The following is a 26,968-nucleotide window of genomic DNA, read 5'->3' as shown; positions in this document are numbered from 1 at the left end:
TTCATTATACCCAAATGGTAATCAGATATAAAGTATACCGAATATATAGTGGCTGATAAATGAACAAACAGAGGGCGACTAAACAGCCCTCTGTAATAAAATCATACAATATGAAGCTTTCCCTCTAGCTCAGGTTTTTAGGGAATATTGTAGTACTCTTTTTCAATAGCTCAACAGCAATTTTTCCAGCTTCAGCTCTGGTCATGTTGGACTTAGGATTAAAGTTATATGAAGGTTTCTTCTGTCCTGGAGTGTTCACTTCAGTTCCATTCATGATTTTGGCTTTCGATACTGCTTGGACAGCAGACAATGCATAGGATTCTATCTTACCGGAATCCATGAACGACTTGGCGACATTGTCTTTTAATTTCTGATCATTCACTGCCAGCTTCAGTTTAAGTGCTCTGGCGATCATTACAGCTGCTTGTTCCCTGGTAATCGACTGATCTGGTCCGAATACACCATCAGAGAGTCCAGTAACGATACCTGCTCTTGCCGCTGTCTCAATATGGGCATAGTCCCAAGTAATTGAGCTTGCTCCGGGTACAAGATCCGCATATGTCTTCTTATCATCATAATTAAGCGGAAGGTTCAATCCTTTAACAAGAAGTGTTGCGAACTCTCCTCTTGTCGTCTGATCATCTGTTCCGAATTGCTCAAACCGAAGATTATTCATAATTCCTTTAGAGTACAAAGCATTCAAAATATTTCTGGCCCAAGCATGATTCGTAACATCGTTGTATCCTCGGCTCATCTTCATAACGGTATAGTATCCAAATTCATCAAACGGAACGGTGATTGTGTGTTTATTGGTATCTACAGTACCTCCAATATTTTCCCATTCCCGTTTATCATTATATTTGAATACAGTAACTTGGGTACCTGCCTCCACTACTACATTAGAGTCAAACGAAAGGGTCAGTGTACCGCGTTTGGATGGTGTAATTCTGCGTTCAGCGGGAATCTGGGGATCACCAAACAAACCATCTACAGAATATGGAGCTAATCCGTTTGTAGCAGGAATGTATCCTGCAGTTGAGACTGTGCCCAACTCCCCTAACCCACCACTAATCCAGTACATTTCCGAAATGCGTCCAAAGTTATTCGTCTCATAATCGGAGCTAAAACGAAGTGTAAACTCATCAGGAATCTTCCATGTAGGAATACCGCTATCCTCAAACGTCTCAGGGAAACCAATAACATTTCCATAATCATTACGGCGTTCTACTACACCTGTCTTCGGCTCTGCAATCCCAAAACGCAGCTTCGTGTCAGGATAATATTTCGTGAGGTTCCGTCTATCTGTACTTTGCATTACCGTTCCTTTAGGGAAGTTTAATTCTAATGCCTTGTTAAATACGCTGTATTTATCCGCTACCTTAGGTGCCATGTACTGCGAATCGACACCTACAGTCCCCGTATAGAATACGGAAATGGTATCTGTCGTGGTTGCTCCTCCGCGAACAATCGAAATCTTAATAGGATTGGCTTTGTCTTGTTTTAAGCCCACATAATCTAATACAAATCTATTAGCCCCTAAGTCAGTACGTCTAACCGCACGTTCTTTATCTACGATAACATCTGTAGCTCCTTCAGCCTCAATATCGAAGTGAATGAAGTTTTTGTTCACAACATATTGAGTCCCTACAGAAGGCTGAGGTGAAAGAAGGCGATACGCACTTACTTCTCTAACAATTTCTAGCTTCCGACTAGTCTTGGCTCCTGTGCTGTTAATCAGTTCAAGTGTGTATATATACGTTCCTGGTGCATCATTAGTGAGATCTTGGATTCGCATAATAAAGTCCTTTTGATTTCCTGCAAAGCTATAAGTGTATTCACCACCTGGAGGAAAAGTAGGAGTCTCAGACGATTGTGAATTTGTAGGAATATCAATAGAAACAATATTTTTAGTTCCCAAATTCAAATTGAGCTTAACCGCTCCACTTCCTCGAAGTACTAAATCATACGTCTTCAGACTTGTTGTATATACATTATCTTTATAAATGAAATCTGGTGTTAAATTAAAAAGTTTGGCAAGTCCTGGATCGGTTGATGGAAAATCTCGAGCCGGAAAGTCCGGTCTTCCTGTACCAACAGCAGGTTGGAACTTACTAATCGTTGACACATTCTCATCAATAATATATATACGCAATTCCTTGCGCACTTCTCTTGTCTGTCCTTTGTCATCAATACCTGTTGCAGTAAAAATGATTTTGTTCTCTCCATATACCAACGGACCTGCTGTAGCGTTAACCGCTAGTGGAACTTCAAAATTACCTGTTTGTTTGTCCACCCAAGCATCGGTGCTTGATTTAACTTTTAGTCCATTAACATACATTTCGGCTACAAAAAAAGCACTTTTTAGATTTTGGAAATCAATGTACTGCCCTTTAACTGTGAGTGTTTTGTTTGCGCTTGAATCAATAGTATAAGTCTCTCCATCAGTGAGGTTAGCGACATAGATGTAGTTCTTTGATGCAAAGGAAATATTAACATCTTTATTTGCTGTAGAACCATCGAAATTAAAGCGGACCGTCTGATTACCATTTTGAAAATCCTTTATTTTGTATATATAATCAGTATCTGATATCGTCCTAACCCACTCAGGAACTAAATTCTTAGTGGATAAAGGTAAGTAACTAGCAAGTAACGTAGTAGTATTAGGTTTGCTGTTAGTTTTGACCCGAATATAAAACTCACTGGAGTTCACCTTTGCTCCATTTAACGATACACCTGGTGGAATAGTAGCATTAGGATCTGAGAAATCAGATCCTTCTAAAAGTCTCATATCTGTGATAACTGTTTTTCCCTGCATATATTGAAAATCCACGGAACGATTTATTGTTTTAGTCCCATAAGCGACCGAAAGAGCGTGAACTTGATCTACTAAAATATTGGCTGCCGTGTCTTTCACCATAGTGAGTGGAATGCTGAATGTAACTAGACGATATGAAGGCGAATCTTTCTTCGGAGAAGGGACCAAAATTTCAGACCCAGTAGTTAAAGACAATTTACCACTAGAATCAATAGTCATCCCACTTCCATAAGAAGGGGTAACAACCGCATTATCAAGCTTTACAATTGCAGAACCAGCAAATGGAATCCCGGCATTGTCCGGAACCATCATTTGAACAAATACTTTGGCGGTATCCGCTTTCTCCGTAAATATCGGCTGATCTTTGCCAAGCAGATCCTGTACATAATTAGACGAATCCCCTAAGTATAATTTAACAATGGGATTCTTCTCATCAAAATAAAATATCGTATATTGAAAGGACAGCGTATCAGAGCCGTTCATTACGACTAACTTCAGCTCATTCACACCTGGTTTAAGTTGCATCCGCTGTGAGAAGAAGGTTCCGTCCTGCAATAGAGAGGTAGCTGATGCGCCCTCACCGTTAATGGAAACAGTAACCTTTGTTGCATTTTGTGCTTTACCTTCCAAAGTGATTTCTGAGTTCGCTACTACAAGCTGCGCACCTTCGTTCAGGTCAAGCTTATCTGAACCGCCTAATACTTGAAGCTTCTCAACATAAGGTACCTTATCAAAAAGAACATAAAAAGCCTCAGAACGATCGTTACTTCCCTGTGACCCGGTCAACGTAATCCGATTAATTCCCGGATACAGAGTCAAATTCGCGGTAAACCGGTTATCCGGGCTATCAACATCCAACTGAACAACACCTGGCATCACATGTGTAGGGTCTTCAACCCACTTTCCAGCTTGCTGATCCCAGCTCAATAGTTGTACATTTGCTCCCAGTGTAGAGCTGGTTACCTTTGTATAGGTTCCTGAAACCTTCAAGCTCGCATCGGTTACTTGCAATACATTAGTTCTGGAGATTTGAGTAGTTGTAGTTGTTGACGGTAATAGTGTCAGATCAACTGTATTTCGTAAAACTTTATTATCTGGTGTAAAATAACTGGTGGGCTTATCTGCCGCCTCTGCGGTGTTCATGAGTCCAGTGGGGACTAAAGTTACTACCAAAGCAAACAGTAGCGACCATATAAATGTCTTTCTCATGCGCTGCATGTCATTAATCTCTCCCTTTTGTTGACGTTAACTATTTTATCGGTACATAAGATGATAATTTGAAGGAATACTGCTTAATAATTTTATAGAAAAAACATTTTTCAGCTAATTTTAAGAACGTAAAAGCCCATCCTGTAACAGGATAGGCTTTTACGTAATGAGAACTAGTTGTTTCTATAATTATTATAAAGTGCAGCTTACAGCTTAGATCCGCGTTCCTGACTCACTTTCATGCGCATTCTTAAAAAGAAATTAATTACTGGACGCTTAGTCTTACCAATCAAACCAGTAATTTCAGCACCTATCTGCAGGAAGAATAGCATGATGCAGATGACTACGAACGTAACCCAGTTCGCTTCATATAGAGCTGCGGATGATTGAATGACAGCTAGAATACCGAAAAACGCAGCAATACCATAAATAATGAGTACAGTCTGGCGGTGGCTAAAGCCAAGCTCGCGTAGACAGTGATGCAAGTGACCTTTATCTGGTGCGAAGATTGGTTTCTTCTGCAGCTTACGGCGCACGATCGCAAAGAACGTGTCCGACAATGGTACACCGATAATAAGCAAAGGTGTAATAAACGAAACCACTGCAATCTGTTTAAATCCTAGCAAAGCAAGTAATGCCAAGCAAAAGCCTAAGAACAGCGAACCCGTATCACCCATGAAAATCTTAGCAGGATGGAAGTTAAAGAACAGGAATCCGATGATGCTACCCAGAAGCAACAGACACAGCATTGCCACCATGGTGTTTCCCATCACGAAAGCCATTGCCGCAATCGTAGCAATTGCAATTCCTGATACACCAGCCGCAAGCCCGTCCAGCCCGTCGATCAGATTAACGGCATTGGTGACACCGACAATCCAGAAAATCGTTAGCGGGATAGCAATCCAGCTCTCCAGTGAGGAATACGTATTGTTAAATGGAATATTCACAAAATCTACAGTAATACCAAAGCCGAAAACAACGATACAGGCTGCGATAATTTGGCCCAGTAGCTTCACTTTTGCTGATAATTCGAATCGGTCATCGAGTGCCCCGATAAGTACAATCAGTCCGCCACCACACAGCAGCGCTTTGATGAAGTTGACCTCCCGCGGAGTGAACTCGTATGGAATAATCGGCAATACGGCAAGCAGGCCTAACACAAACGCTAGAAAAATAGCTAATCCGCCAAGGCGGGGCATAATTTTCGTGTGCACTTTACGAGCATTCGGCACATCTGTTGCACCAATCTTAATGGCGAATTTCTTCACCAAAGGTGTGAGGCCAAGTGCGAGTCCCATGCATACGATAAATCCAGCGATGTATATGATTAACATTTGATCAGTCGACCCCCATTTCTCTACCGCATTGAATTATACGCTGTTACAAAAACAAATTCCAATCCTTTATTTAGGCTATTTATCTCATTTTCTAGGTGAATATCGGCATTTTGCTAGACTTTTGTTACTTTATCTTTCTCACGCACCACTTTTAATGCGAATTTCGGCAGTGCAAGCATTCGTTTGTACCGTGTAGGTTCTTTTAGGAGACGGTACAACCATTCAATTCTCATTTTTTGGAAGGCTATTGGCGCTCTTTTGCTCTTCCCAGAGATCACGTCAAAGCTGCCGCCGACCCCCATCATGATCGGAACGCCCAGTTTGGACTTATATTTAGCAATCCAAGGTTCCTGACTATCTGCACCTCTGGCAACAAATAATAAGTCAGGATTAGCTTTAACAATTCCAGCAACAATTTCTTCATCTGCATCCGGGCCAAAATAACCGTCGTGATATCCTGCAATGATAACACCCGGATATTGCAATTGTAACCTTTCAGCGGTTTCCCGAATCACTTCAGGCGTAGAACCTAGGAGATATACCTTCCAACTATATCTTTCACCCTGCCGCATCAATTCATGTAACAGATCATAACCTGCTACCCGTTCTGATACCGGCTCATTACAATAATTAGCAGCCCATACAACGCCTGTCCCATCGGGGACAACCAATTCAGCCGATTTCATAATATCCATATAAGCTGGATCTTCCAGTGCAGCCATAACCATAATTGGATTAGCTGTAATCACTTGATGCGGGATACGGGTATGAACAGCCTCCGTCAAATAGGCAACTGTTGCTGCCATATCAACTTTCGAGACTCTAATTCCAAAAATAGGAACTGTAGGTACCGCGCTTTCTGCTTTCACTTTAGATCATCCTTTATGGTGAAAATATTCTACGATTTGCCGAGCTGGTGCCTCTGCTTCTTGAATCAACTTGGAAATGACATCTTCCCGTGCCACTCTCCATTCCTGCCCTGTATTCAAAAGATGGACAGTCTCGGCAGCAACATGTTCAGCATCAAGTGTGTTCGTTGCTCCAACAGGGTGGCACTGAATTCTGTCCAGAAAATGATCGATCTTCGGATCATAAGAAATACCAATCAGTGGAACACGTCTTCCAGCTGCGTAGATCAAGCTATGAAGTCGCATACCAATCAGAACATCGCATTGTCCCACTTCCCGTAGCATATGCTGCGGGTGAATGGCATCCTCACAAATACTGACCTGCCCACCATGCTCGGTTATACTTCCCTTCAGCTTATCCATCAGATAACGTGAAGCCTCATTGTCCGAAGGGGTGTGAAAAGGGAGGAATCGCAAATGTAACGGAACCTCACGGTTGGCCTTAATCAAGCCTTGTGCAAGAGCCTCCAGTTCTCTGCGGTCTTGCTCCCAAAAACGTACCGATATCCCAATCAACGGAAGTGAATCAGATAATTCTGAAGATTGTGTAGTAGCATCCGTGTCCTCTGGCAAAGACAAGCCCATAACCGGGTCGGGAACAACCTCTATCTTTTTCTGTTCCAGTCCCATAGATAGGAGAAGCTCGCGGGATTGTTCATCCCGCACAGATATATAAGTACATTTACGAAACACGGATTTGATTAAAGGGTGAAAAAGCTTGCGATTCACTGGCCCGATACCTTGAGCATAGATAAAGGTTGGTCTCCCCATCCACTGCGCAAGCTTGATAATACCTAAATAGTAAGGAATACTCTTGCTACCTGTGACATCCTGCAGCAAGCTGCCCCCACCGCTGATCAGACCAGCGCTCTCATAAATCGCTTGACGGACTTCAACAAGCTTCATCCGGTGCACGGATTTCACTCCGTATGTGGCGCTCGTCCACTCAGGATCAATGGACAGCACTATAGGCTCAATGGATATACCCAAAGCTTGAGACTGTTTCTGCAGTGCAATTAGAATAGACTGCAACACCGCCTCATCTCCACTGTTACGGAAACCATAGTAACCAGAGATAACTATCTTTTTAGGAGTGGCGACCATCGTTTCCAACACCCTTCTGCAATCTGCCATACGATTACGGCAATTATACCAATGATCAGTCCGAGTCCAAGACCGAGCAATCCACGAACCAGCGAGATCAGAACAGGTGAATGAATATGCGCAAAGGTATCCACCATGGAGAGCTGACCAATTACGGCAATGATCATGATAAATGCTGCATTCCGATATCTAAAGGCCAGGAATGCACCAAGAATTAATAACGGATGTGCGAGCAAAAACTCTTTATTACGCGGCCGGACACCAACCGTATTCTCTAGGAATGTACGGAAGGCCATTTCTAGAGGTGTTACGTTACCACCATTTCCAGTACGGCTTAAATAATACATACCTACGACCCCAAGAACCATAGCGGCAAGAACCATAGCTAATGTGATTGGTGTACGCAGCAGCTTACCTGTCTTGTTAAAGACAAACTCTCCACGATAGAGGAGTACATAAAGTGCTACAAGGCCGATAGGCGCCATATGGAGCAGACTAACACCACGGAACTGGTCCAGCACGAGACTGTAGGTTATGTTGTTGAGCAGTGCGATCACGAATGGCACAGCGCTCAAAGAAATTAATGAAGTCTTCAAATAAAGCACCAGACTATGCGTAAACCGACGTTGCGGGCTCATAGCCTTATAGGTAAGGGTATTGCTCCGTAGAGGAGGTCCCATTTCATTGACCTTACGAATGGCAAGTACAACTGCCAGAGTTGGTGCACTTATCGCAGCCGCTAGCGCCAGTGCCTGCTCAAACAGCTCTGGTTTCAAGACCAGCAGGCCTGCACTTCCCAGTAATCCTAGCACCCACGCCGGGATCGTAAGCCAAGGAATAAAGTAAGAAATCAGCAGCGCTACTAAAGAGACTGCGCCAACTACCGCAACTAACTTGAAGTAACGCTGATAAGACGAATCTACAACCTCAAAAGCCGTAGCTTGTCCTAACTTAAACCCATTGTCTTTGATCTGCTCAACGGCACCACCAGGATCACTCAGACTCGTGACAAGGTTGTCTAGCGTATCTGTAATCTGTGCCTTAGCTGTATTCCGTGAAGGAATCGTATTTAAATAAATCATGCGGATATTGCGATCCTTTGTTGCCAGCGCAAAACGATCTGAGATCACTTTTGGATCTAAGGCAGAGTCCCCTTCGCTAAGGGAGTATAACCGTGTTACGTTATAGTCCAGCAAATAAGCAAGCTTGTTAAAGCCCTTCTGCTGCTTCTTAATATTTTCAATTGCTGCAATTCCGATTCCACGTTCCTTAAGGAGATTTGCAAAGTCAGTGATACTAGCCGTATCGGCATCATCATTAAACCCTTTAACGGACTCTCCCTCGAATAGGATTCGTTTTACACCCAATTCTTCATAACGATCTAACAGCTTCTTAACTGTTGCTTTATTATAAGTCAAAGAATCCACAAGACGCGGTACAATGGTGAACCCTTTGTCATGCAGCATCTCCAGTGTAAATGGATCCGGCTGAAGTGGCTTCAGTGTAGCATCTTCTATTGGAGTCTCAATAATAAGACCTTGTTGTCCGCGGAAACTCCATTCCTTCGAAGTAATCCCAAGATTACCGAATGCCTCTTTAATGACAGGCGCCAGGGCCTGGTAGTAATCAGGATTAGTAAAAAGAACATAAGTATAGTTCTCATTCACCGGAATGATTGTATCCGTAAGATTAGCGATATCAGCCGCACCCCACATCATTAGACGACGCGCCTTCCGATAATCTTCCAGCGTGCTTTCGTAAATCGCCATACTCTGAACACCAGCATCTTTTAGACGATCTAACTGTTCGGAAATATAATCCTGCGGATTTGCACGATAGCTTGCTACTTCAACTAAATCACGGTAATCAAATACAAATTCCACTGTCTTGGAAGACTTCTCCGTCTGCAGACGGTCATAGACAACTGGCAAGGCAGCTAAAACGCCAACCACAACTATGATCCACAGCCACTTTCGGGAAGAAATATTCCAACGTTGCCATTTTTGCTGCACCAAAAGTACCTCCTCTTTCACTTCAAAACTCTTTTTACAAAAGTAGAAACGGATCGTCATCCTTTTAGAGACGGTACCCGTTTCTACGTAAAAAATATAATTTCACAATATAGAGCGCAATCTATATTCTTATTTTATTGTTCCCCGTCAACACGAGCCATAACCTGCTTGGATAGTGTAGTTACCTTATCCTTAGCATTCTGCAAGGATTCACCCACAACCGCAAAATAAACTTTAATCTTTGGTTCGGTACCGGAAGGACGCAGGCAGAACCATGAACCGTCAGCCAACAAATACTTTAGTACATTTTCCTTCGGCAGACCATTCAAACCTAGCGAATAATCCAGCACCTCTGTAACGGTAGATCCCGCAATTTCTTGTGGTGCATTCGTACGCCAATCATTCATGATACCTTGAATTTGCGCAACGCCATCCTTACCCTTCAATGTACGGGACTCCAGGCTTTCCAAGAAGTATCCGAACTGCTCATACAATTCCTGAAGAACATCATATAATGTTTTGCCTTGAGCTTTGTAATAAGCACCTGCTTCAGCGATCAACATAGCCGCAAGAACGGCGTCCTTATCACGAGCATAGTTACCTGCAAGATAACCATAGCTTTCTTCATAACCGAAAAGATATGTGTAATCTCCGGATTGTTCAAATTGAGTCATTTTTTCCCCAATATATTTGAAGCCCGTTAGCGTATTAAATACAGTTGCACCATAATGAGAGGCTACAGCTGCCCCCATCTCGCTCGTCACGATAGTCTTCACTACTGCACCATTGCTAGGCAACTTACCTTGTTCCTGTAAACGGCTCAAATAATAATGAATCATCAAAGCTCCAGATTGATTGCCCGACAAAACAACAAATTTACCTTCATTGTCACGAACCACTGCCCCCATACGGTCTGCATCGGGATCCGTGCCAATTAAGAGGTCTGCATTCAACTCTTCGCCCAGCTTCATAGCCAGTGTAAAGGCTTCGCGTTCTTCTGGGTTCGGTGATTTTACAGTGGAAAATTCGGAATCTGGTTGTTCTTGCTCAGGTACAACATGCACCTGTGTGAAACCTATTTTCTCAAGCACATGGCGGACTGGCAGGTTACCAGTACCATGTAGCGGAGTGTATACGATTTTGAAGTCTTTTCCAAGCGTAGAGGCGATCTCTTCACTTGCAAGACTAACCGCAGCGACAGTATCGGTAAACGCTTCGTCATCCTTCTCACCAAGCCAGTGCAGCAGACCTTGACGCTCCGCTTCTTCTTGGGAAATCCGCTTCACACCATCAAAAGTGTCAACCCCTAATATGTAAGAAATGACCTTTTCGGCTTCGTCAGGGACAAGCTGTCCACCTTCAGAATTATAAACCTTATACCCGTTATATTCAGGCGGATTATGACTTGCAGTAATAACAATACCGCCCGTTGCCTTCAAATGGCGCACGCTGAACGACAATTGGGGTGTTGAGCGCAGAGAAGTAAATAAATGAGCCTCAATGCCATTAGCAGCCAATACAAGAGCAGCCTCAAGTGTGAATTCAGGCGAGAAACGACGGGAGTCATGAGCGATAACAACAGAAGGTCTTTCCTCTCCAGTATGCGTCTCCAGAATATATTTAGCGAAACCTTGTGTAGCTCTACCTACCGTATAACGATTGATACGATTACTACCTGCACCAATTACACCGCGTAGACCACCTGTACCGAATTCTAGATCTCTATAAAATCGTTCCTCGAGCTCCTGTGGCTCGTTCTCCAGAGCGCGCAGCTCCGCCTTCGTAGACTCATCAACAGATGCGTTCTCCAGCCAGCGAGATAAGGTTTCTGCCGCTTTTGGGCTTAATTGAGTCATTTAGAATCTCTCCTTCTCCATGTATAATATATATTCGCTAATTAATATTAGCTGAGCGCAAACATAATTTCCCCAGAGGCAACAACTTTCCCCTCAACCGACGCAGTAGCTTGTCCTTTTCCAATACTGCCCTTAAGGCGAGTAATCTCCACTTCAAGAGTGAGCGTATCTCCCGGTACGACTTGACCACGGAAACGGAATCCATCGAGCCCGGCTAAAAAGCCAATCCGACCGCGATTCGCTTCTACCCCTAGAATAGCAACCGCACCAACTTGTGCAAGAGCTTCTGTAATCAGTACGCCCGGCATTACCGGATAACCTGGAAAATGACCTGCGAAGAAAGGTTCGTTGATCGTTACGTTTTTAATGCCAACAGCTCGTTTACCCATTTCAATCTCAGTGATCTTGTCCACCAGCAGAAATGGAGGCCGATGGGGGATGATTTCTTGAATTTGGTTGATATCCAGCATTATTAACAAAACTCCTTTCGGATGTTACTTCATTTATTCTTCGCCGAACTGCATAAATTTAGGCAGCTTCGGTAAAAACTATATATATCCTTCACCACCTGCAGAAGTGGAGGTTGAGATAAGGGGCTTTCTCCACCGGATGCGATAGCATGGCGGAGAGGGCCCTTTTTGCTGCCCGAGGCCCCCCACCATTATACATTTATCCGTATAAAAAAGAAAACTCCCTTAAGCAAGAAGGGAGTCGTTATCATCTTAAATTATGGAGCAAAAACCAAATCATAGACATGTTTCCACGTGCTCCATTGTAGAACATCGCTAAACTCTTTTTTGCCAAGGACAACGTAACCGACAACCAGTCCGCCTCCAAGTGCAGCTATGAGAAGCAAAGGAATAAGAATCCACTGGATGAGTGTCCATTTTGATAATCCTCGCCGCTTCGGCTCTTTCTTGTCTTCTGGTTTGTCTTCCGACTTCACCTTTTTCTGACGTTCCATTCCTTCACCTCTACCCGCGCATGTTATTGGCCAGACCTAGCATCTGATCACTGGAAGAAAGCGCCCGAGCTGCGAGTTGATACGTACGTTGAATCTGCATCATTTCTGTCATTTCTGTGGTCATATCGACATTTGACTGCTCCAGCCACCCTGAGCGTACTCCAATTCCAGACGCCTCACCTGCCGCTCTTTGTACAAAAGCCTGCTGTGCTGTAACTCCATCGGCAAGCATATAGAAATTCCCGTCCACTGCCTTTAAAGCATTCTGTGTCTTAGGTTCTACAATCATTATAGTACCTGCTACCCGAACAGGTCCATTCTCTGACTGTTTCGTTAATACACGACCGGATTCATCGATAGCTGCATTCACGCCCACAGGGACCGTTAAAGGATTACCTGCTGTATTCAGTACCGGATTCCCCGTATTATCTACAAGGACCATTTTCGTTGCATCGGTGGTGTCAGGCGTAAAGTGAAAGTCACCTTGTCTTGTATAAGCTGTAGTTCCATTGACCTGAACTCCAAACAGCCCATTACCCTGAAGCGCCAAGTCGGTTGGATTACCTGTTTCTTTAAGGGGGCCTTCTTCCCAATTAGTCGTAATCGAAGGCACATAAGTCCCAAAACCGATATTAAAGCCTAGAGGTGTAGCGCGGCCCGGCTGATCATAGTCATCCGATTGCTGCTGCACACGAGTCAGCACATCCTCAAAGGAACCTTTCTTGCTCTTATAACCATTTGTATCCATATTGGCTAGATTATCCGCTATAATATCAAGCCGCTGCTGAAGGCTGGACATGGAGACTGCTGCACTAATCGTTGAGTTGTTCATAGATCAAACCTCCTATAAGCTGTACCTGTAAAACCATTTCATAAGCAGCACTTATACCCTGCCGACTTCAGTTACAGCCTTCTGCAAGCTGCTATCATAGTATTGGACGATCTTTTGGTTCGCTTCATACGCCCGGTATGCGGCATTCAAATCAACAGTAACCTGAGTAGGGTCAACATTGGAGCCCTCTAAATATCCTTGACGCACCTGTAAGTTATCAGTTGCATTGGAGTAACGAATGTCTGCCGCCGCTATATCATCAGCGTGAAACACACCTTTACCATCACGCACAAGCTCCTGCGGCTTTGTAACTACACTCACACCAATCTTGGTCCCTGTCGGAAGTCCTGTTACTGGATTTAGTACATTCCCCTGCCCGTCCACTTTAAGGGTGTCCTGATTTCCTGTCAAGACAAGAGGCTTGCCAGTGGAATCCAGAACCTTGAAGCCTCCACTGCTCAACACTTCTCCCGTAGCCGCGTTTACTGAGAAGTTTCCATTTCGGGTAAATAAGTTATTGCCCTCAGCATCCTGAACAGTAAAGAAAGCCTGTGGACGGTAAATAACCTCACCCTCAGGACTTACATATTTCCCTGAACCATCAAAGGCTATATTTTGACCCGTCACAGGGTCGGCGACTTGCAAATCTGTAGATAAAGCAAAATCCATAGACTTGCCGCTCTCCCTTAAATCACCCTGTAAATATTGGGATATTGACTGTTCTGCAAAAACTCCCGTGTTAAGGCGCCCCACCGGCGTGGTATTGCCATTAATCATAGCCGAGATCAAGACATCCGGAAAAGCATGATTAACACTGTCAACCTGCTTATATCCCGTTGTATTTAAGTTAGCGATGTTCTGTGTTGCCGTATCGTGTCTACGCTGCTGCGCAACCATACCTGCAGCGGCCGTATATAATCCTCTTATCATGAAGGTAGTCTCCTTCCGAATCTAATGCTACCTTTTATATCGGCTGCTTAGAACTTTTTCTTAACGACCTTGTCCAAATTGTCCAGCATAATTCCTGTTCCTTTTACCACACAGTGCATAGGGTCTTCCGCTACCCAAACAGGTACATGTAATTCTTCTGAGAGTAGCTCGTCCAATCCGTTAAGCAAAGCGCCTCCACCAGTAAGAACAACACCCCGGTCAATAATGTCCGCAGACAATTCTGGTGGTGTACGCTCCAGTACCGATTTTGCTGCAGCCACAATGGAAGAAACCGGATCCCATAATGCTTCCTTTACCTCAGCCGCCGTAATAGTGAGCGTTTGGGGAAGTCCGCTTACCATGTCCCGGCCACGAATATCCATTTCGGACTTCATCAAACCAGGTCGAACCGTACCAATAGTAACCTTAATATCCTCTGCTGTCCGTTCACCGATCAACAATTTATACTTTTGTTTAATATATCTTAAAATGGCCTCATCGAACTTGTCTCCAGCGACTTTAATCGAAGAAGCGGTAACGACGTCGCCCATAGAAAGTACGGCTACATCCGTCGTTCCGCCACCGATATCGACGACCATGTTTCCACTTGGCTGATAAATATCCATTCCCGCTCCAATCGCAGCGGCCTTTGGCTCTTCTTCCATAAATACTTCCTTAGCCCCGCTACGTTCTGCCGCTTCCCGAATGGACTTTTGTTCCACAGATGTAATATTTGTAGGGGCGCATATCAGAATGCGAGGCCGTGAATACCAGGTGCGACCGCCAACACGGTCGATAAAATACTTCAGCATCATTTCCGTGACTTCAAAATCTGCAATGACACCATCCCGTAAAGGACGGATAGTTGTTATATTTCCGGGTGTACGTCCAACCATGCGACGTGCCTGTTCTCCCACCGCAAGGACTCTCTTCGTATCACTTTCAAGTGTGACCACGGAAGGTTCATCCAGAACGACTCCCCTTCCCTTAACATGTATGAGCACATTGGCCGTGCCGAGGTCGATTCCGATATCCTTGCTAAACATAATGAAAGAGCCCCCAAAGTGTTATTTTAATTGAAAAAACAGCAGTTAGTACTAAATTTAAAAATAACATACTTTAGGGGAACTACACAATGTTTTAAAGCTGAATATTTCCTTAAATTTCCGAAAATCTTATGGCTTTGATGCTACAGCAACCTCACGTTTTTTCCCCGTCGTTTTTTTATATTTAATTTTTGTGGCTTCTCCCCCCCGAAGATGTCGGATGGATTTGTGATATTCAAGAATGTGCTTCACCTGATCGGCCAGATCAGGGTTGATCTCTGGCAGACGCTCCGTCAAGTCTTTGTGCACCGTGCTCTTTGAAACGCCAAATTCCTTGGCTATGGTCCGGACCGTATGCCTGGTTTCCACGATGCAGCGTCCGATTTTGATCGTACGTTCCTTGATGTAATCGTGCACGCTCCCGCCTCCCAACTGTGGATAGTTTGGTACATTATATGAGGGGCGGGCTTATATATTCGCGCTTTCAAGACATGACAAGCCTATGAAGGCTCATTTTATTTAATGGACAACCCAAGAAGCCTTGTTATTAGCAAGGCGGAATGTCATTAGTCCTTTAAAGACAATAACCGTTTCTCATAGAAAAATAAGGCTCTTTATAAGCATGCTGCTTACGAAGAGCCTTATTTACATACAAGCATAACAGGGGGCGTTAGCCCCCTGCAGTAAATATTCTTATCGACCTGGCAGTAACTCAGATGGATTAACTACTTTGCCATCCTTATACACTTCAAAGTGTACATGATTGCCAAGGTCCTTCTCGATTTCACTGCGACCTGCGGTTGCAAGCGTATCTCCTTGCTTCACAACATCGCCTTGTTTAACTTTCGTTTCGCCAAGACTTTGGTAGACGGTCTTCATATTACCTTGATGGGTAATCTCAATGACCTTACCTAACACTGCAACATCGTCCACTCTAGTAACTTCACCGCTAAGCGCTGCTTTGACGTCGAACGTATTGTTGTCTTCACGGGCAAGATCGATACCGACATTAGGAATAAATTTGTCGTTATACTGCACCATTGCGGCAACGTGATTGTCCTCTGTACCATTCTCATCATAATACGGTTTGACCACTTCTACTTCACCTGGATTGGCTACTGGCCAAACCAAGCTTTCCGCTGAAGCAAGAACTTCAAGGGCATCTGGATTACTGTTTGCAGTACCAGCTTCGTTAGTTGAAGCTCCTACTTGCTGTGATGTGGCGGCGGTGTCCAGCGGTTTTTGGCCGGCATCCTGATAGACCCACACCAAAGTTAGTATAATTGCCGCTGCCGCCGTGTAGACTGCTGGGAACACCCAACGTTTAGATAACATCTTGCTCCATGAAGAAGGTTTAGCACCTGAATCTCCCTGCGATTTTTTGAGAGATTCATCATGGTTTGTTTTGTTTTTGTCTTGTTCATTCATATGGTTATCACCTCAGTAACCAGTGTTACCGGGCTTCTATCTTTTATACGTATCTTTCAAGTTATTTTTTCAGAAGAGTTGAGATTTGCGTAAAAGAGATACCACTGTAATAGTGTTTGAGAATTTGAGTAGCCGTTCCGCCTTCCTTCGCCATCCCATTAGCTCCCCACTGACTCATTCCCACACCATGCCCATTTCCGAAGGTAGTTATATAGATTTTATTCCCTTTTCGCCCCCAACTGAATTGGCTGGAACGTAACCCTAGCTTCTCTCGCACTTCTCTTCCAGTAAAAATAGTACCTCCAATAGAGATTTCCTTAACCCGATGTCCAGTGGTGAGAGACAACACTTCTACCGGCAATTCAGAGGAAGTAGAGATATTTTTTGTCATGCCTGATTGGGTAGTATTTTTTGAAGCAGGAATTACTCTGTCGTTTAGCCCAAGTCTAGTAAGTATTTCCGAGATGGTGAATGTAGATGTCACCGCATAGTTTGGGGTAATCTCTTTCTCCCAAGGACTAGTTACACTGCGCAGATAGGGAATCGCTGCATTCCAGTATTCTTCCGAGTTCTCGGTATATCCTCCACTGGAGGCGAAAAAGGAGGCCGTAATCGGCTGCCCTTTATAGGTCATAATGACACCGCGCGTCTCAAGGACCGCGCGCTGAAGCTTTGCAAGGTCGGCGCTTCTTCCGCCGAGCTTCCACTTCCGTTCCAGCGTATCCTTAGATACGTAAGCCTGATGGCTTACCGTATCTGTTACATCCGCCCCCGGAACGGGGACGCCGCTTCTGTCGCCAGCCAGCAGGCGGCGAAGGATAAAGGTTCGGGCCGCTACGGCCTGCGCTTTGAGCGCTTCAAGCTCAAAGCTTGCCGGCATCTCGGCCGCAAGCACGCCGCTGACGTATTCCTCCAGCGGCAACGTCTCTATTTGTCCGCTACGCGACAAATAGACGGAGACCTTCGGCTGCGGCGCTTCCTGCGCAGCCGCCTCCGGCCCCGCTGGTGCGGCTGGTGAGGTCGTTACCGTCGGCAAGGCCGGAGGCGCCGGTTGTCCCCGGTGCAGCGGGACAACCGCCAGTGGAATCAGCAGCGCCGCCAGGATAGGCGCTGCGAGCCAGGCGGCGGGACTGAGGCGCCTGAGCCGGGGAGCAAGGGGACGCGAGTGCCAGCGCGTTGACTTATTACGTCGCAAGTAGCGGAAATCTTTCATCTCTATGGCTCCTTCCGTGAGTCACTGTTGATTCTTATAGATATGAATTTACAGCAACTACTAGAACAATATTTGAGAGAAAGAGACTAGCTTTCTCGTATCTATCACTATGCCCCGCGTTAAAAAATCACAAACGAAAAAAAATCCTCATTAGATGAGGATTCAGATTTACTTTCTAATAATACAAGCAAAAACGCCTTCTCTGTCCCTATAAGGACGGTAAGCGTTTATGCGAGAAATATAAGGATATTTTATAGCGTAGAACATATAAACTCTTATATTTAAAAAAAGAACAGGCCGCATCACTGCAGCCTGTTCTCACTTAATGACTGATATTATACCCAAGTTGCTTGAACCTGAAAGCGAGGTTTAACCTCATCGCTTTTGCTTGATTCGCTCTTGGCTACTTCTGATTTAAGAGTTTCGTCCTTCACCGTTTGCGCGGCTGTGTCTTCCATGGAGATACGCCATATTTCCGCACCTAGTCCAGACAGCTTCTCAGCCAAATGTACATATCCACGGTCGATATGATGAGTTCCGCTTACCTCAGTAGTGCCTTCAGCAACAAGACCTGCCAAAATAAGCGCAGCTCCCGCACGTAAATCCGTAGCACAAACCTTGGCTCCAACCAATTGCGCATTACCTGTAACGATTGCTGAGCGGCCTTCGATCTTAATCTCAGCATTCATGTTGTGGAATTCATCCACATGCATGAACCGGTTCTCGAATACAGTTTCTGTAACGACACTAGTTCCTTCAGAGCGCAGCAATAATGCCATCATTTGTGACTGCATATCCGTTGGAAAGCCTGGATACGGCAAAGTCTTCAAATCAACAGCTTTAAGAGGTTTGTCACTAATTACACGAACCCCATTCTCATCAGGAATAATGGTCACACCCATCTCTTCCATCTTAGCAATAACAGGTCCCAAGTGATCAGCGATTGCGCCTTCTACATATACGTCCCCACCTGTAATTGCTGCGGCAGCCATATAGGTACCAGCTTCAATACGGTCAGGAATCACATGATGTTTAACGCCATGCAGACGTTCTACGCCTTCAATACGGATAACACCTGTACCCGCACCGCGAACGATTCCGCCCATACCATTCAAATAATTGGCCAGGTCGACAATTTCAGGCTCCTTAGCCGCATTCTCAATCACGGTCACACCTTCGGCGAGTGCCGCTGCCATCATTATATTTTCGGTCGCACCCACGCTAGCTACATCCAAATACACTTTTGCTCCGCGCAGGCGACCGTTACTTTTCGCTTCAATGTAGCCCTGGCCGAGACTAATCTCCGCACCAAGCGCTTCAAATCCTTTCAAATGCTGATCAATCGGTCGTGTGCCAATGGCGCAGCCACCAGGCAAAGAAATTCTTGTATGACCAAGCCGTGATAACAGAGGACCCATGACTAAAAAAGATGCCCGCATTTTCCGTACCCATTCATAAGGTGCTTCACAGGAAGTGATGTTTGTAGCATCCACCTGGATAATATCGTTTTGATATGTAACCCCTGCACCCAGAGATTCCAACATTTTTGAAATCGTCATTACATCATCAAGCGGAGGTGCGTCCACAATGACGCTTACTCCTTCTTCTGCCAATAGAGAGGCGGCTATGATCGGTAATACGGAATTTTTTGCGCCGCTAACTTTCACGCTCCCGGTCAATCTGTTGCCACCGCGGACGATAAATTTGCTCATTTTCGGTTTCCCTCCGCGTCCATTATTTCTTAAATTATTTTTTTAGATTAAAAGTAATTGCAAAAAAATTCGCATACTCCATCAATACGCCCATTCAGCCGGGCATGTTCCTTAAAGTTCAGTGTTGACATAATAAAACCTTATTATTCGACACTTTTTGACCATTGCGACCTATGACACTTATAACCAAACTACATATTCCTAAAACATATAGCGGATCATCCCACTCCAGCTAAGGTAATCCAAAAAGAATCCTGCAACTAAACGACCAAGTACAATAGCCAAAAGCAAGTGCAGCAGCCTTCCTTGAGGACTCTTGGGATATCTTATGACCAAATCCAGCTTAAGGTTCTGCAATGCCCACCAAGATAATACAACACTGAGCAAAGAAACAATCATTGAGATCATGCTGCTGGTTCCAGCGGCACTAGACCATCCATTGGACAATATATCCCCCATGCTAACCCTCCGTGTTCGTATTACTCGGAAATCGACTCTTATATCATACTTGCGCAGGGCAAAAGAATCCAGTACTTTTACAAATTTTTAAACAATTCAATGCCAATATCCAAAAAAATGAAGAAATCTTAACCTTTACTACATAGATTACTATAACAAAAAAAGCAGTCAAGCTTAGAGCTTGACCGCTTATATCCTACTGTTGTCCTTTACCAGTGGACACTTTAATCCGTGTAACAGCGCGTTGCAGCGCCAACTCCGCACGGCGGTGATCGATATCATCTTGTTTGCTACGAGTCTGGAGACGGCGCTGAGCGCGTTCTCTAGCAGCCTCGGCGCGTTCAACATCAATATCCGTTGGCAGCTCAGCACTTTCGGCCAGCACTGTTACTTTGTCCTTATGCACTTCAACGAAACCGCCATGAACGGCGATGGAGATCGTAACACCGTCCGATTTGACGGATAACGGAGCAACCTGAAGTGGAGTCACAAGCGGAATGTGTCCCGGCAAAATACCCAACTCGCCTTCGACTCCCCGTACTGTCAAGCTATTCACTTGTTTAGAATAGACGAGATGCTCCGGCGTGACAATTTCCAACAAAAAGGTATTCACTTCCATTCCTCCTTAAAGCTTTACGAAGTAAAGCTCTCATCGAAAGCATACACTTAGCTTTACGAAGTAAAGCCCGCTTCGAAAGCATTCACTAAGCTCAGTGTTACATCGATTTCGCTTTTTCAACCGCTTCTTCGATTGTACCCACAAAAAGGAACGCTGCTTCTGGAAGATCATCATGCTTACCATCCAGGATTTCCTTAAAGCTACGTACAGTTTCTTTGATTGGCACGTATTTACCCTTGAAGCCGGTAAACTGTTCAGCTACGTGGAAAGGCTGTGACAGGAACCGCTCAACTTTACGAGCACGAGCTACGATAACCTTATCATCCTCACTCAATTCATCCATACCCAAGATGGCAATGATGTCTTGAAGTTCGGTATAACGTTGCAGCAATTGTTTAACACCTTGTGCCACATTGTAATGCTCTTCACCAACAATTTCCGGAGCTAGCAGACGCGAGCTGGAAGCCAGTGGATCAACCGCTGGAAAAATCCCCTTCTCGGAAATCTTACGCTCAAGGTTAGTTGTTGCATCCAAGTGAGCAAACGCAGTTGCCGGAGCAGGGTCAGTGTAGTCATCCGCTGGTACGTAGATTGCTTGAATGGAAGTAACGGAGCCTTTTTTGGTAGAAGTGATACGCTCTTGCAACTGACCCATTTCAGTAGCCAGGGTTGGTTGGTAACCTACCGCGGACGGCATACGTCCGAGAAGAGCGGATACTTCGGAACCCGCTTGGGTAAAGCGGAATATATTATCGATAAAGAGCAGCGTATCGCGACCTTCTACATCACGGAAATATTCCGCCATAGTAAGACCGGTCAAAGCTACGCGCAGACGCGCGCCTGGGGGCTCATTCATTTGTCCGAACACCATTGCTGTTTTCTTAATAACGCCGGAGTCCGTCATTTCGTGATAAAGGTCATTACCTTCACGAGTACGTTCACCCACACCTGCGAATACGGAAATACCGCCGTGTTCTTGGGCAATGTTATTAATCAATTCTTGAATCGTTACTGTTTTACCTACACCGGCACCGCCGAACAGACCAACTTTACCGCCTTTAGCGTAAGGTGCAAGCAAGTCGATAACTTTAATACCCGTTTCCAAAATTTCGGCTTGTGTCGACAATTCATCAAATGTCGGAGCCAAACGGTGAATCGGGTTCTTTATTTCAGCAACAACTTCACCAGCGTTATCAATTGGATTTCCAAGTACGTTAAATACCCGGCCTAATGTCGCTTCCCCAACAGGAACCGAAATAGGACCACCTTGGTCAATCGCATCCAGTCCGCGAACCAGACCATCTGTAGAAGACATCGCGATACAACGTACCAAATTGTCTCCCAAGTGATTGGAAACCTCAAGTGTTAGGTTAATCTGGCGACCATTGTCCAAGACGGTTTCAATTTTGATAGCGTTGAATATCTCGGGCAATTGGCCGCGTTCAAATTCAATATCGACAACCGGACCCATAATGCTTACAACGCGTCCTTTGTTCATCTTCATTTCCCTCCTCGAAAGCTATTACATCAAGAAGAAACGACGTTGTCGTCATATAAAGATGACAACCGTTTCTCGTAGAAATATAAGCATTTTGTATAGTGTAAAACCTATACTTACTTATATTTTAAGAAGAACTGCAGTGCCGTTCTTAAGGAGCCATACTCCAGAAGCGGGCGATACTATGTATCGCTCCACGCGGCACTGTTTCTCGTAAAATACAAGGCAAGTCAAGCACGCTGCTTAACTGTTCTTGTATTTTTAAGACTGAGCGTTCGCTCCGGCCACGATCTCGGTAATTTCCTGCGTAATTGCCGCCTGACGGGCACGGTTGTACGTAAGGGTAAGTTCTCCGATCATTTTCGACGCGTTCTTTGTTGCACTGCCCATCGCTGTCATTTTCGCACCCAGCTCACTGGCCTTGCCATCCAGAATTGCGCTATAAATCAAAGTTTCGGCGTATTTCGGAAGTAGTACTTCGAGTACGCCTTCTGGTGAAGGTTCATATTCGTAATTTGCAGTCGCTTCATGATGCTCATGATTCCCTACGCCTTCCATAGGCAACAGTCGATCAACGGTTGGGATCTGGGTAATCGCATTGACGAATTGGTTGTAGCAAACGTACAACTCATCATACGTACCATCTACAAACTGTTGTACTGCCGAATTAGCAATAGACTTAATGTCAGCAAATTTCGGCGCATCCGATAGCTCAGTAACTTCCTGTACAATCGGATATTCACGGCGGCGTAAGAAGTCACGGCCTTTACGACCGATAACGAACAAGGCGTACTCATCTTTGGATTTATGTCGTTCCGCGATGAGCATCGTCACCTTACGTAAAATATTAGCGTTGTATCCTCCCGCAAGCCCTCTATCAGAGGTCACGATAAGATAACCAGTTTTTTTCACAGGGCGACTGACCAGCATGGGATGCTGAACGCCTTCTGTACCGGCAGCAATGCTCGATACAACCTCTTTCAGCTTCTCAGCATAAGGACGGGCGGCAATTGCCTTCTCCTGGGCTTTTCTCAGCTTGGAGGCGGCTACCATTTCCATCGCTTTTGTGATCTGTCTTGTGTTTTGAACACTCTTAATTTGACGTTTAATATCACGCATGCTTCTTGCCATGATTTCACCACCTTAAAGCTTTAACGGAGTTAAAGCTAACTTCGTAAGCATCTTCTTAGCTTTGACGAATTCAAAGCCAACTTTATAAGTAATAGCCTGAGCTTCGGCAGAGCCAAAGCTCACTTAGTAAGAATCGTTTAGGTACGATCTATATTAGCTAGTAGCAAAGCCTCTTTTAAATTTATCAATCGCTGCTTTAAGAGCGGCTTCGTTATCTGCTGTCAAATCCTTGGTATCTCTGATGAATTGAGCAACTTCAGCAGCACTGCTGTCCATGTAAGCAAGGAATTCCTTTTCAAAACGTTTTACGTCTTTAACAGGAATATCATCCAAGTATCCTTTTACAGCTGTGTACAAGCTAAGCACTTGATGTTCAACAGACAACGGCTGATTTACACCTTGTTTCAGAACTTCCATCATACGTGCTCCGCGATTCAGACGAGCAAGCGTGGATTTATCAAGATCTGAGCCGAACTGTGAGAAAGCTTGAAGTTCACGATATTGAGCAAGATCCAAACGGAGCGAGCCAGCTACCTTCTTCATCGCTTTAATCTGAGCGGATCCCCCTACACGGGAAACGGAGATACCGACGTTGATCGCCGGACGTTGACCAGAGTAGAACAGATCGGATTCAAGGAAGATTTGACCATCTGTAATCGAGATTACGTTCGTAGGAATGTAAGCCGATACGTCAGATGCTTGTGTTTCGATGAACGGAAGCGCGGTTAATGAACCACCACCAAGCTCATCACTAAGCTTAGCCGCACGTTCCAAAAGACGGGAGTGCAAGTAGAACACGTCACCAGGGAACGCTTCACGACCCGGTGGACGACGAAGCAGCAAGGACAATTCGCGATAAGCCGAAGCTTGTTTTGAAAGGTCATCATAAATGATCAATACGTGTTCGCCCTTGTACATAAAGTACTCGCCCATTGCGCAACCTGCGTATGGAGCAATATACAACAGTGGGGATGGCTCTGAAGCCGAAGCAGTTACAACGATTGTATATTCCAACGCGCCATGACGGCGGAGAGTTTCTACAACCTGTGCTACTGTGGATTGTTTTTGTCCAATGGCAACATAAATACATTTCATTCCGTTGCCTTTTTGGTTGATAATCGCATCGATTGCGATTGCAGTCTTACCTGTTTGACGGTCACCAATGATAAGTTCGCGTTGTCCACGACCAATTGGTACCATCGCATCAATCGCTTTAAGACCAGTTTGCATTGGCTCATGAACCGATTTACGGTCGATAACACCAGGAGCATTATTCTCAACCGGACGGAACTCCGTCGTTTGAATTGGGCCTTTACCGTCAAGCGGCATACCGAGTGCGTTAACAACACGACCCAGAAGGGCCTCTCCAACTGGAACTTGCATGATTTGTCCAGTACGTTTTACTTGATCGCCTTCACGAATTTCCTTGTACTCACCCAGAATTACAACACCGACGTTGCTTTCTTCCAGATTGAGCGCCATGCCCACTACACCGTTGGAGAACTCTAGCAACTCGCCTGCCATTGCGTTTTCCAGACCGTAGACACGAGCGATACCGTCTCCGACTTGAATGACGGTGCCCACTTCGGCAACTTCGATATCGGCTTTATATTGCTCAATTTGACTTTTGATCAAAGTGCTGATCTCTTCAGGTCTGATGCCCAATATCCTCACCCCTATCTTCTATGCTTATCATTAAAGGATTTCTCGAGACGTTCCAATTTACTAGAAAGACTTCCGTCATACAGCGTATCGCCGATATAAACCTTCAGTCCTCCCAGCAGGCTTGGATCGACCACATTCGTAACCCGAATTTTACGGTTTACTAGCTGGCCGAATTCTGCAGCTACAGCCGCTTGTTCTTCTTCACTTAAAGAATAAACGGAGTATACCTTAGCATCACCAATGCCAAGAGCGTCTCCTTCAATCTTGATATACGTATCCAGCAGTTCGGCAAAAATATCGGTTCTGCCTCGCTCTACTAACAGTTCTACAATGTTCATCACAATAGGAGAGAGCTTATCTTGAAGTGCTGTGCGCAGCACTTTCAGCTTGTCGGACTCCGAGATACGTGGTGCAAGAATAAACCGCTGTACCTCTTGGTCTAAATGTAATACTTCGACCACTGCCTTGAGCTGTTCTTCTACTTCAAGGGTAATCCCCTTCTCTACCGCTGCACTGTACAATGCTTTAGCGTAGCGCTTGGCAACTACCGTATCGCGGCTCATGATCGGCCTCCTACCTCATTGAGGTATTGGTTCACAAGCTGCTCCTGCTCACTGCTAGCACTAACTTCTTTCTTAAGAAGTTTAGAAGCAATACGAACAGATGCCGTTCCAATTTCGCTGCGCAACTCTTCCACTGCTTTATTCTTCTCGTTCTCGATATCGCGCACGGCCTCTTCTTTGACGCGTGCAGCTTCAACTTTAGCTTGCGCCAAAGCTTGTTCTACCTGTTGATTACTAGTAATTTGCGATTGTTGAATAATCTGTTGAGCTTCCTGGCGTGCACTGTTCAGCGCCTGCTTCTGCTCTTCCACATACGCGACCGCTTGCTCTCTAGTCTTCGCAGCTTCATCCATTTGCTGCATTACCAGCTCACGGCGTTTCTCCATAACTGCGAACAGTTTGCTGAACGCATACTTACTGAGCAAGAAATATAGAATCCCAAAGGCTACAATTGAAAATACGATGTTTGTCCAAACAATTTCCACTGAGGTCACTCCCTTCCGTTACCGCGTCATGCGGACGTATACAAAAGTAAGGCGCGGATGGCATCGGCCGTCCCCGCCAAACCGTAAATACGGTTTATTAAGAAAACATGATCAGGAATGCGATAACTGTTGCTGCCAACGGAATAACTTCGACGATACCTACACCGATAAACATTGTTGTTTGAAGCGCGTTACGAGCTTCTGGTTGACGAGCGATGGACTCAACTGTTCTACTAACGATCATACCGTTACCAAGACCTGCGCCAAGTGCACCCAATCCAACCGCTATTGCTGCTGCTAAAAATTCCATTTGTAAATATCCTCCTTTAATTTCGGTTCATAATGTGTTTAATGATATAAGATATCTCCCGCGAAAGAAAATTAGACAATAACCGTTCCCTTCGCAGCAGTTCATTAATGTGCTTCTTCTTCGTGAATCGTCATCTGTGCGATATAAACCATCGTCAGAATCGTAAAGATAAACGCTTGTAGTGCCCCGACGAAAATACTGAAGCCTTGCCATACAGCCAGGAACGGAATACTGAGAATCCCCAACTTCAAAATGACTGTAATCAGTACTTCTCCGGCAAAAATGTTAGCAAATAGACGAATAGCCAGCGCTACTGGTTTTGCCAGGTTCTCGATAATGTTCAGTGGCAAAAAGATTGGAAACGGCTCAATATAGTGTTTGAAATAATGCTTGCCGTTGAGCTTAATGCCCAGGAAGTTCATCAGTATAAACACAATAATTGCCAATCCTGCAGTGATATTAATGTCAGCAGTCGGCGACTTGTACCATAAGATCTCAACATGATCACCATGCGCCAAGTTCCTGGTTGCTTCAATCACATGGCCAAACACGGTTACAGGTCCATGTGCTTCAGTTACAACTGAGAAAGGCAATCCAAGAAGGTTGGAAACAAAGATAAACAGAATCAACGTTAGCCCCAAAGATATGTAAGGTTTTCCTTTCTTCAGGTCCATGGCACTGCTTATGACACCCTCTACAAATTCAACAACCCATTCCATAAAATTCTGAAGCTTAGATGGATTCTCAACCGAAAGCTTACGAACCGACAGCATCACCAGCACAAATACTACTGTACAACTGATCAGAAGCATCAATACGGCTGATATATCTATCGGTATTCCCCCGACAAAGATTTTCGGCATCTCATGCAT

24 protein-coding genes are annotated in these 26,968 nt (G+C 44.8%); all 24 read right to left on the bottom strand.

Annotated elements, in window-relative coordinates; translation table 11 throughout:
* Positions 1-124: 124 nt before the first annotated feature.
* The gene (locus NSQ29_RS29440) at positions 125-4,024 is read right to left on the bottom strand and encodes an S-layer homology domain-containing protein (RefSeq protein WP_341126657.1); all 3,900 of its coding nucleotides are present in this window, start codon (positions 4,022-4,024) and stop codon (positions 125-127) included.
* A gap of 206 nt (positions 4,025-4,230) precedes the next feature.
* Positions 4,231-5,358 (bottom strand): glycosyltransferase family 4 protein, encoded by a 1,128-nt coding sequence (locus tag NSQ29_RS29435; RefSeq protein WP_060625958.1) that lies wholly within the window; start codon positions 5,356-5,358, stop codon positions 4,231-4,233.
* Positions 5,359-5,474: 116 nt separating this feature from the next.
* Positions 5,475-6,230 (bottom strand): WecB/TagA/CpsF family glycosyltransferase, encoded by a 756-nt coding sequence (locus NSQ29_RS29430; RefSeq protein WP_042192439.1) that lies wholly within the window; start codon positions 6,228-6,230, stop codon positions 5,475-5,477.
* A 6-nt stretch (positions 6,231-6,236) separates the two neighbouring features.
* Positions 6,237-7,373, bottom strand: a complete 1,137-nt coding sequence (gene csaB, locus NSQ29_RS29425) for a polysaccharide pyruvyl transferase CsaB (protein ID WP_340973225.1) — start codon at positions 7,371-7,373, stop codon at positions 6,237-6,239.
* Positions 7,349-9,385, bottom strand: coding sequence for a DUF5693 family protein (locus tag NSQ29_RS29420; RefSeq protein WP_340973226.1), 2,037 nt, complete (start codon positions 9,383-9,385; stop codon positions 7,349-7,351). The genes csaB and NSQ29_RS29420 overlap by 25 nt, the downstream gene beginning before the upstream one ends.
* A gap of 134 nt (positions 9,386-9,519) precedes the next feature.
* Positions 9,520-11,241, bottom strand: a complete 1,722-nt coding sequence (locus NSQ29_RS29415) for a phospho-sugar mutase (RefSeq protein ID WP_341126656.1) — start codon at positions 11,239-11,241, stop codon at positions 9,520-9,522.
* A gap of 47 nt (positions 11,242-11,288) precedes the next feature.
* Positions 11,289-11,711: a 3-hydroxyacyl-ACP dehydratase FabZ gene (gene fabZ, locus NSQ29_RS29410; RefSeq protein WP_042192447.1), complete on the bottom strand. Its 423-nt coding sequence runs from the start codon at positions 11,709-11,711 to the stop codon at positions 11,289-11,291.
* A gap of 257 nt (positions 11,712-11,968) precedes the next feature.
* Entirely contained in the window at positions 11,969-12,205 is a 237-nt protein-coding gene (locus tag NSQ29_RS29405; protein WP_042192450.1) for a DNA-directed RNA polymerase subunit beta, read from the bottom strand.
* A gap of 10 nt (positions 12,206-12,215) precedes the next feature.
* Entirely contained in the window at positions 12,216-13,037 is an 822-nt protein-coding gene (locus tag NSQ29_RS29400) for a flagellar hook-basal body protein (RefSeq protein ID WP_076285654.1), read from the bottom strand.
* Positions 13,038-13,088: 51 nt separating this feature from the next.
* Positions 13,089-13,967 carry a flagellar hook-basal body protein gene (locus NSQ29_RS29395; protein ID WP_340973229.1) on the bottom strand — a complete coding sequence of 293 codons (879 nt, stop codon included), beginning with the start codon at positions 13,965-13,967 and terminating at the stop codon, positions 13,089-13,091.
* A gap of 47 nt (positions 13,968-14,014) precedes the next feature.
* On the bottom strand, positions 14,015-15,013 hold the full coding sequence (locus tag NSQ29_RS29390; RefSeq protein ID WP_042192456.1) for a rod shape-determining protein: 999 nt from the start codon (positions 15,011-15,013) through the stop codon (positions 14,015-14,017).
* 129 nt (positions 15,014-15,142) lie between these two features.
* Positions 15,143-15,430, bottom strand: a complete 288-nt coding sequence (spoIIID, locus tag NSQ29_RS29385; protein WP_019915029.1) for a sporulation transcriptional regulator SpoIIID — start codon at positions 15,428-15,430, stop codon at positions 15,143-15,145.
* Positions 15,431-15,706: 276 nt separating this feature from the next.
* Positions 15,707-16,441: a M23 family metallopeptidase gene (locus NSQ29_RS29380; protein ID WP_042192459.1), complete on the bottom strand. Its 735-nt coding sequence runs from the start codon at positions 16,439-16,441 to the stop codon at positions 15,707-15,709.
* Between the two features lie 61 nt (positions 16,442-16,502).
* Positions 16,503-17,654, bottom strand: coding sequence for a stage II sporulation protein D (spoIID, locus tag NSQ29_RS29375; RefSeq protein WP_341126655.1), 1,152 nt, complete (start codon positions 17,652-17,654; stop codon positions 16,503-16,505).
* A 335-nt stretch (positions 17,655-17,989) separates the two neighbouring features.
* On the bottom strand, positions 17,990-19,366 hold the full coding sequence (gene murA / locus NSQ29_RS29370; RefSeq protein ID WP_339243784.1) for a UDP-N-acetylglucosamine 1-carboxyvinyltransferase: 1,377 nt from the start codon (positions 19,364-19,366) through the stop codon (positions 17,990-17,992).
* 201 nt (positions 19,367-19,567) lie between these two features.
* Positions 19,568-19,825 carry a DUF1146 family protein gene (locus NSQ29_RS29365; protein ID WP_042131364.1) on the bottom strand — a complete coding sequence of 86 codons (258 nt, stop codon included), beginning with the start codon at positions 19,823-19,825 and terminating at the stop codon, positions 19,568-19,570.
* A gap of 196 nt (positions 19,826-20,021) precedes the next feature.
* On the bottom strand, positions 20,022-20,438 hold the full coding sequence (locus NSQ29_RS29360; RefSeq protein WP_042131365.1) for a F0F1 ATP synthase subunit epsilon: 417 nt from the start codon (positions 20,436-20,438) through the stop codon (positions 20,022-20,024).
* Between the two features lie 103 nt (positions 20,439-20,541).
* On the bottom strand, positions 20,542-21,942 hold the full coding sequence (atpD, locus tag NSQ29_RS29355) for a F0F1 ATP synthase subunit beta (RefSeq protein WP_042192466.1): 1,401 nt from the start codon (positions 21,940-21,942) through the stop codon (positions 20,542-20,544).
* Positions 21,943-22,203: 261 nt separating this feature from the next.
* Positions 22,204-23,073, bottom strand: coding sequence for an ATP synthase F1 subunit gamma (gene atpG / locus NSQ29_RS29350; RefSeq protein WP_042131368.1), 870 nt, complete (start codon positions 23,071-23,073; stop codon positions 22,204-22,206).
* A gap of 153 nt (positions 23,074-23,226) precedes the next feature.
* Positions 23,227-24,738, bottom strand: coding sequence for a F0F1 ATP synthase subunit alpha (atpA, locus tag NSQ29_RS29345; protein ID WP_341126654.1), 1,512 nt, complete (start codon positions 24,736-24,738; stop codon positions 23,227-23,229).
* A gap of 11 nt (positions 24,739-24,749) precedes the next feature.
* Positions 24,750-25,301 carry a F0F1 ATP synthase subunit delta gene (locus tag NSQ29_RS29340; RefSeq protein WP_042192468.1) on the bottom strand — a complete coding sequence of 184 codons (552 nt, stop codon included), beginning with the start codon at positions 25,299-25,301 and terminating at the stop codon, positions 24,750-24,752.
* Positions 25,298-25,786, bottom strand: coding sequence for a F0F1 ATP synthase subunit B (gene atpF / locus NSQ29_RS29335; protein ID WP_042131371.1), 489 nt, complete (start codon positions 25,784-25,786; stop codon positions 25,298-25,300). Before atpF ends, NSQ29_RS29340 begins: the two co-directional genes overlap by 4 nt.
* A 97-nt stretch (positions 25,787-25,883) precedes the next feature.
* Positions 25,884-26,096, bottom strand: coding sequence for a F0F1 ATP synthase subunit C (atpE, locus tag NSQ29_RS29330; protein ID WP_039877624.1), 213 nt, complete (start codon positions 26,094-26,096; stop codon positions 25,884-25,886).
* Positions 26,097-26,200: 104 nt separating this feature from the next.
* Positions 26,201-26,968, bottom strand: coding sequence for a F0F1 ATP synthase subunit A (atpB, locus tag NSQ29_RS29325; protein WP_042192471.1), 768 nt, complete (start codon positions 26,966-26,968; stop codon positions 26,201-26,203).

This window comes from Paenibacillus sp. FSL F4-0236 (assembly GCF_038000135.1).
Lineage (GTDB): Bacteria > Bacillota > Bacilli > Paenibacillales > Paenibacillaceae > Paenibacillus_AQ.
This window is presented reverse-complemented; position numbering and strand designations above follow the sequence as displayed.

Excerpts from the sequence above, each read along its gene's own strand:
- NSQ29_RS29400 (WP_076285654.1), bottom strand. The coding sequence starts at position 13,037 with ATGAACAACTCAACGATTAGTGCAGCAGTCTCCATGTCCAGCCTTCAG.
- NSQ29_RS29395 (WP_340973229.1), bottom strand. The coding sequence starts at position 13,967 with ATGATAAGAGGATTATATACGGCCGCTGCAGGTATGGTTGCGCAGCAG.
- NSQ29_RS29340 (WP_042192468.1), bottom strand. The coding sequence starts at position 25,301 with ATGAGCCGCGATACGGTAGTTGCCAAGCGCTACGCTAAAGCATTGTAC.
- NSQ29_RS29435 (WP_060625958.1), bottom strand. The coding sequence starts at position 5,358 with ATGTTAATCATATACATCGCTGGATTTATCGTATGCATGGGACTCGCA.
- NSQ29_RS29405 (WP_042192450.1), bottom strand. The coding sequence starts at position 12,205 with ATGGAACGTCAGAAAAAGGTGAAGTCGGAAGACAAACCAGAAGACAAG.
- atpG (WP_042131368.1), bottom strand. The coding sequence starts at position 23,073 with ATGGCAAGAAGCATGCGTGATATTAAACGTCAAATTAAGAGTGTTCAA.
- NSQ29_RS29380 (WP_042192459.1), bottom strand. The coding sequence starts at position 16,441 with ATGAATGAACAAGACAAAAACAAAACAAACCATGATGAATCTCTCAAA.
- NSQ29_RS29390 (WP_042192456.1), bottom strand. The coding sequence starts at position 15,013 with ATGTTTAGCAAGGATATCGGAATCGACCTCGGCACGGCCAATGTGCTC.
- spoIID (WP_341126655.1), bottom strand. The coding sequence starts at position 17,654 with ATGAAAGATTTCCGCTACTTGCGACGTAATAAGTCAACGCGCTGGCAC.
- NSQ29_RS29440 (WP_341126657.1), bottom strand. The coding sequence starts at position 4,024 with ATGAGAAAGACATTTATATGGTCGCTACTGTTTGCTTTGGTAGTAACT.
- murA (WP_339243784.1), bottom strand. The coding sequence starts at position 19,366 with ATGAGCAAATTTATCGTCCGCGGTGGCAACAGATTGACCGGGAGCGTG.
- fabZ (WP_042192447.1), bottom strand. The coding sequence starts at position 11,711 with ATGCTGGATATCAACCAAATTCAAGAAATCATCCCCCATCGGCCTCCA.
- atpE (WP_039877624.1), bottom strand. The coding sequence starts at position 26,096 with ATGGAATTTTTAGCAGCAGCAATAGCGGTTGGATTGGGTGCACTTGGC.
- NSQ29_RS29415 (WP_341126656.1), bottom strand. The coding sequence starts at position 11,241 with ATGACTCAATTAAGCCCAAAAGCGGCAGAAACCTTATCTCGCTGGCTG.
- atpB (WP_042192471.1), bottom strand. The coding sequence starts at position 26,968 with ATGCATGAGATGCCGAAAATCTTTGTCGGGGGAATACCGATAGATATA.
- csaB (WP_340973225.1), bottom strand. The coding sequence starts at position 7,373 with ATGGTCGCCACTCCTAAAAAGATAGTTATCTCTGGTTACTATGGTTTC.
- atpD (WP_042192466.1), bottom strand. The coding sequence starts at position 21,942 with ATGAACAAAGGACGCGTTGTAAGCATTATGGGTCCGGTTGTCGATATT.
- NSQ29_RS29365 (WP_042131364.1), bottom strand. The coding sequence starts at position 19,825 with ATGGGGGATATATTGTCCAATGGATGGTCTAGTGCCGCTGGAACCAGC.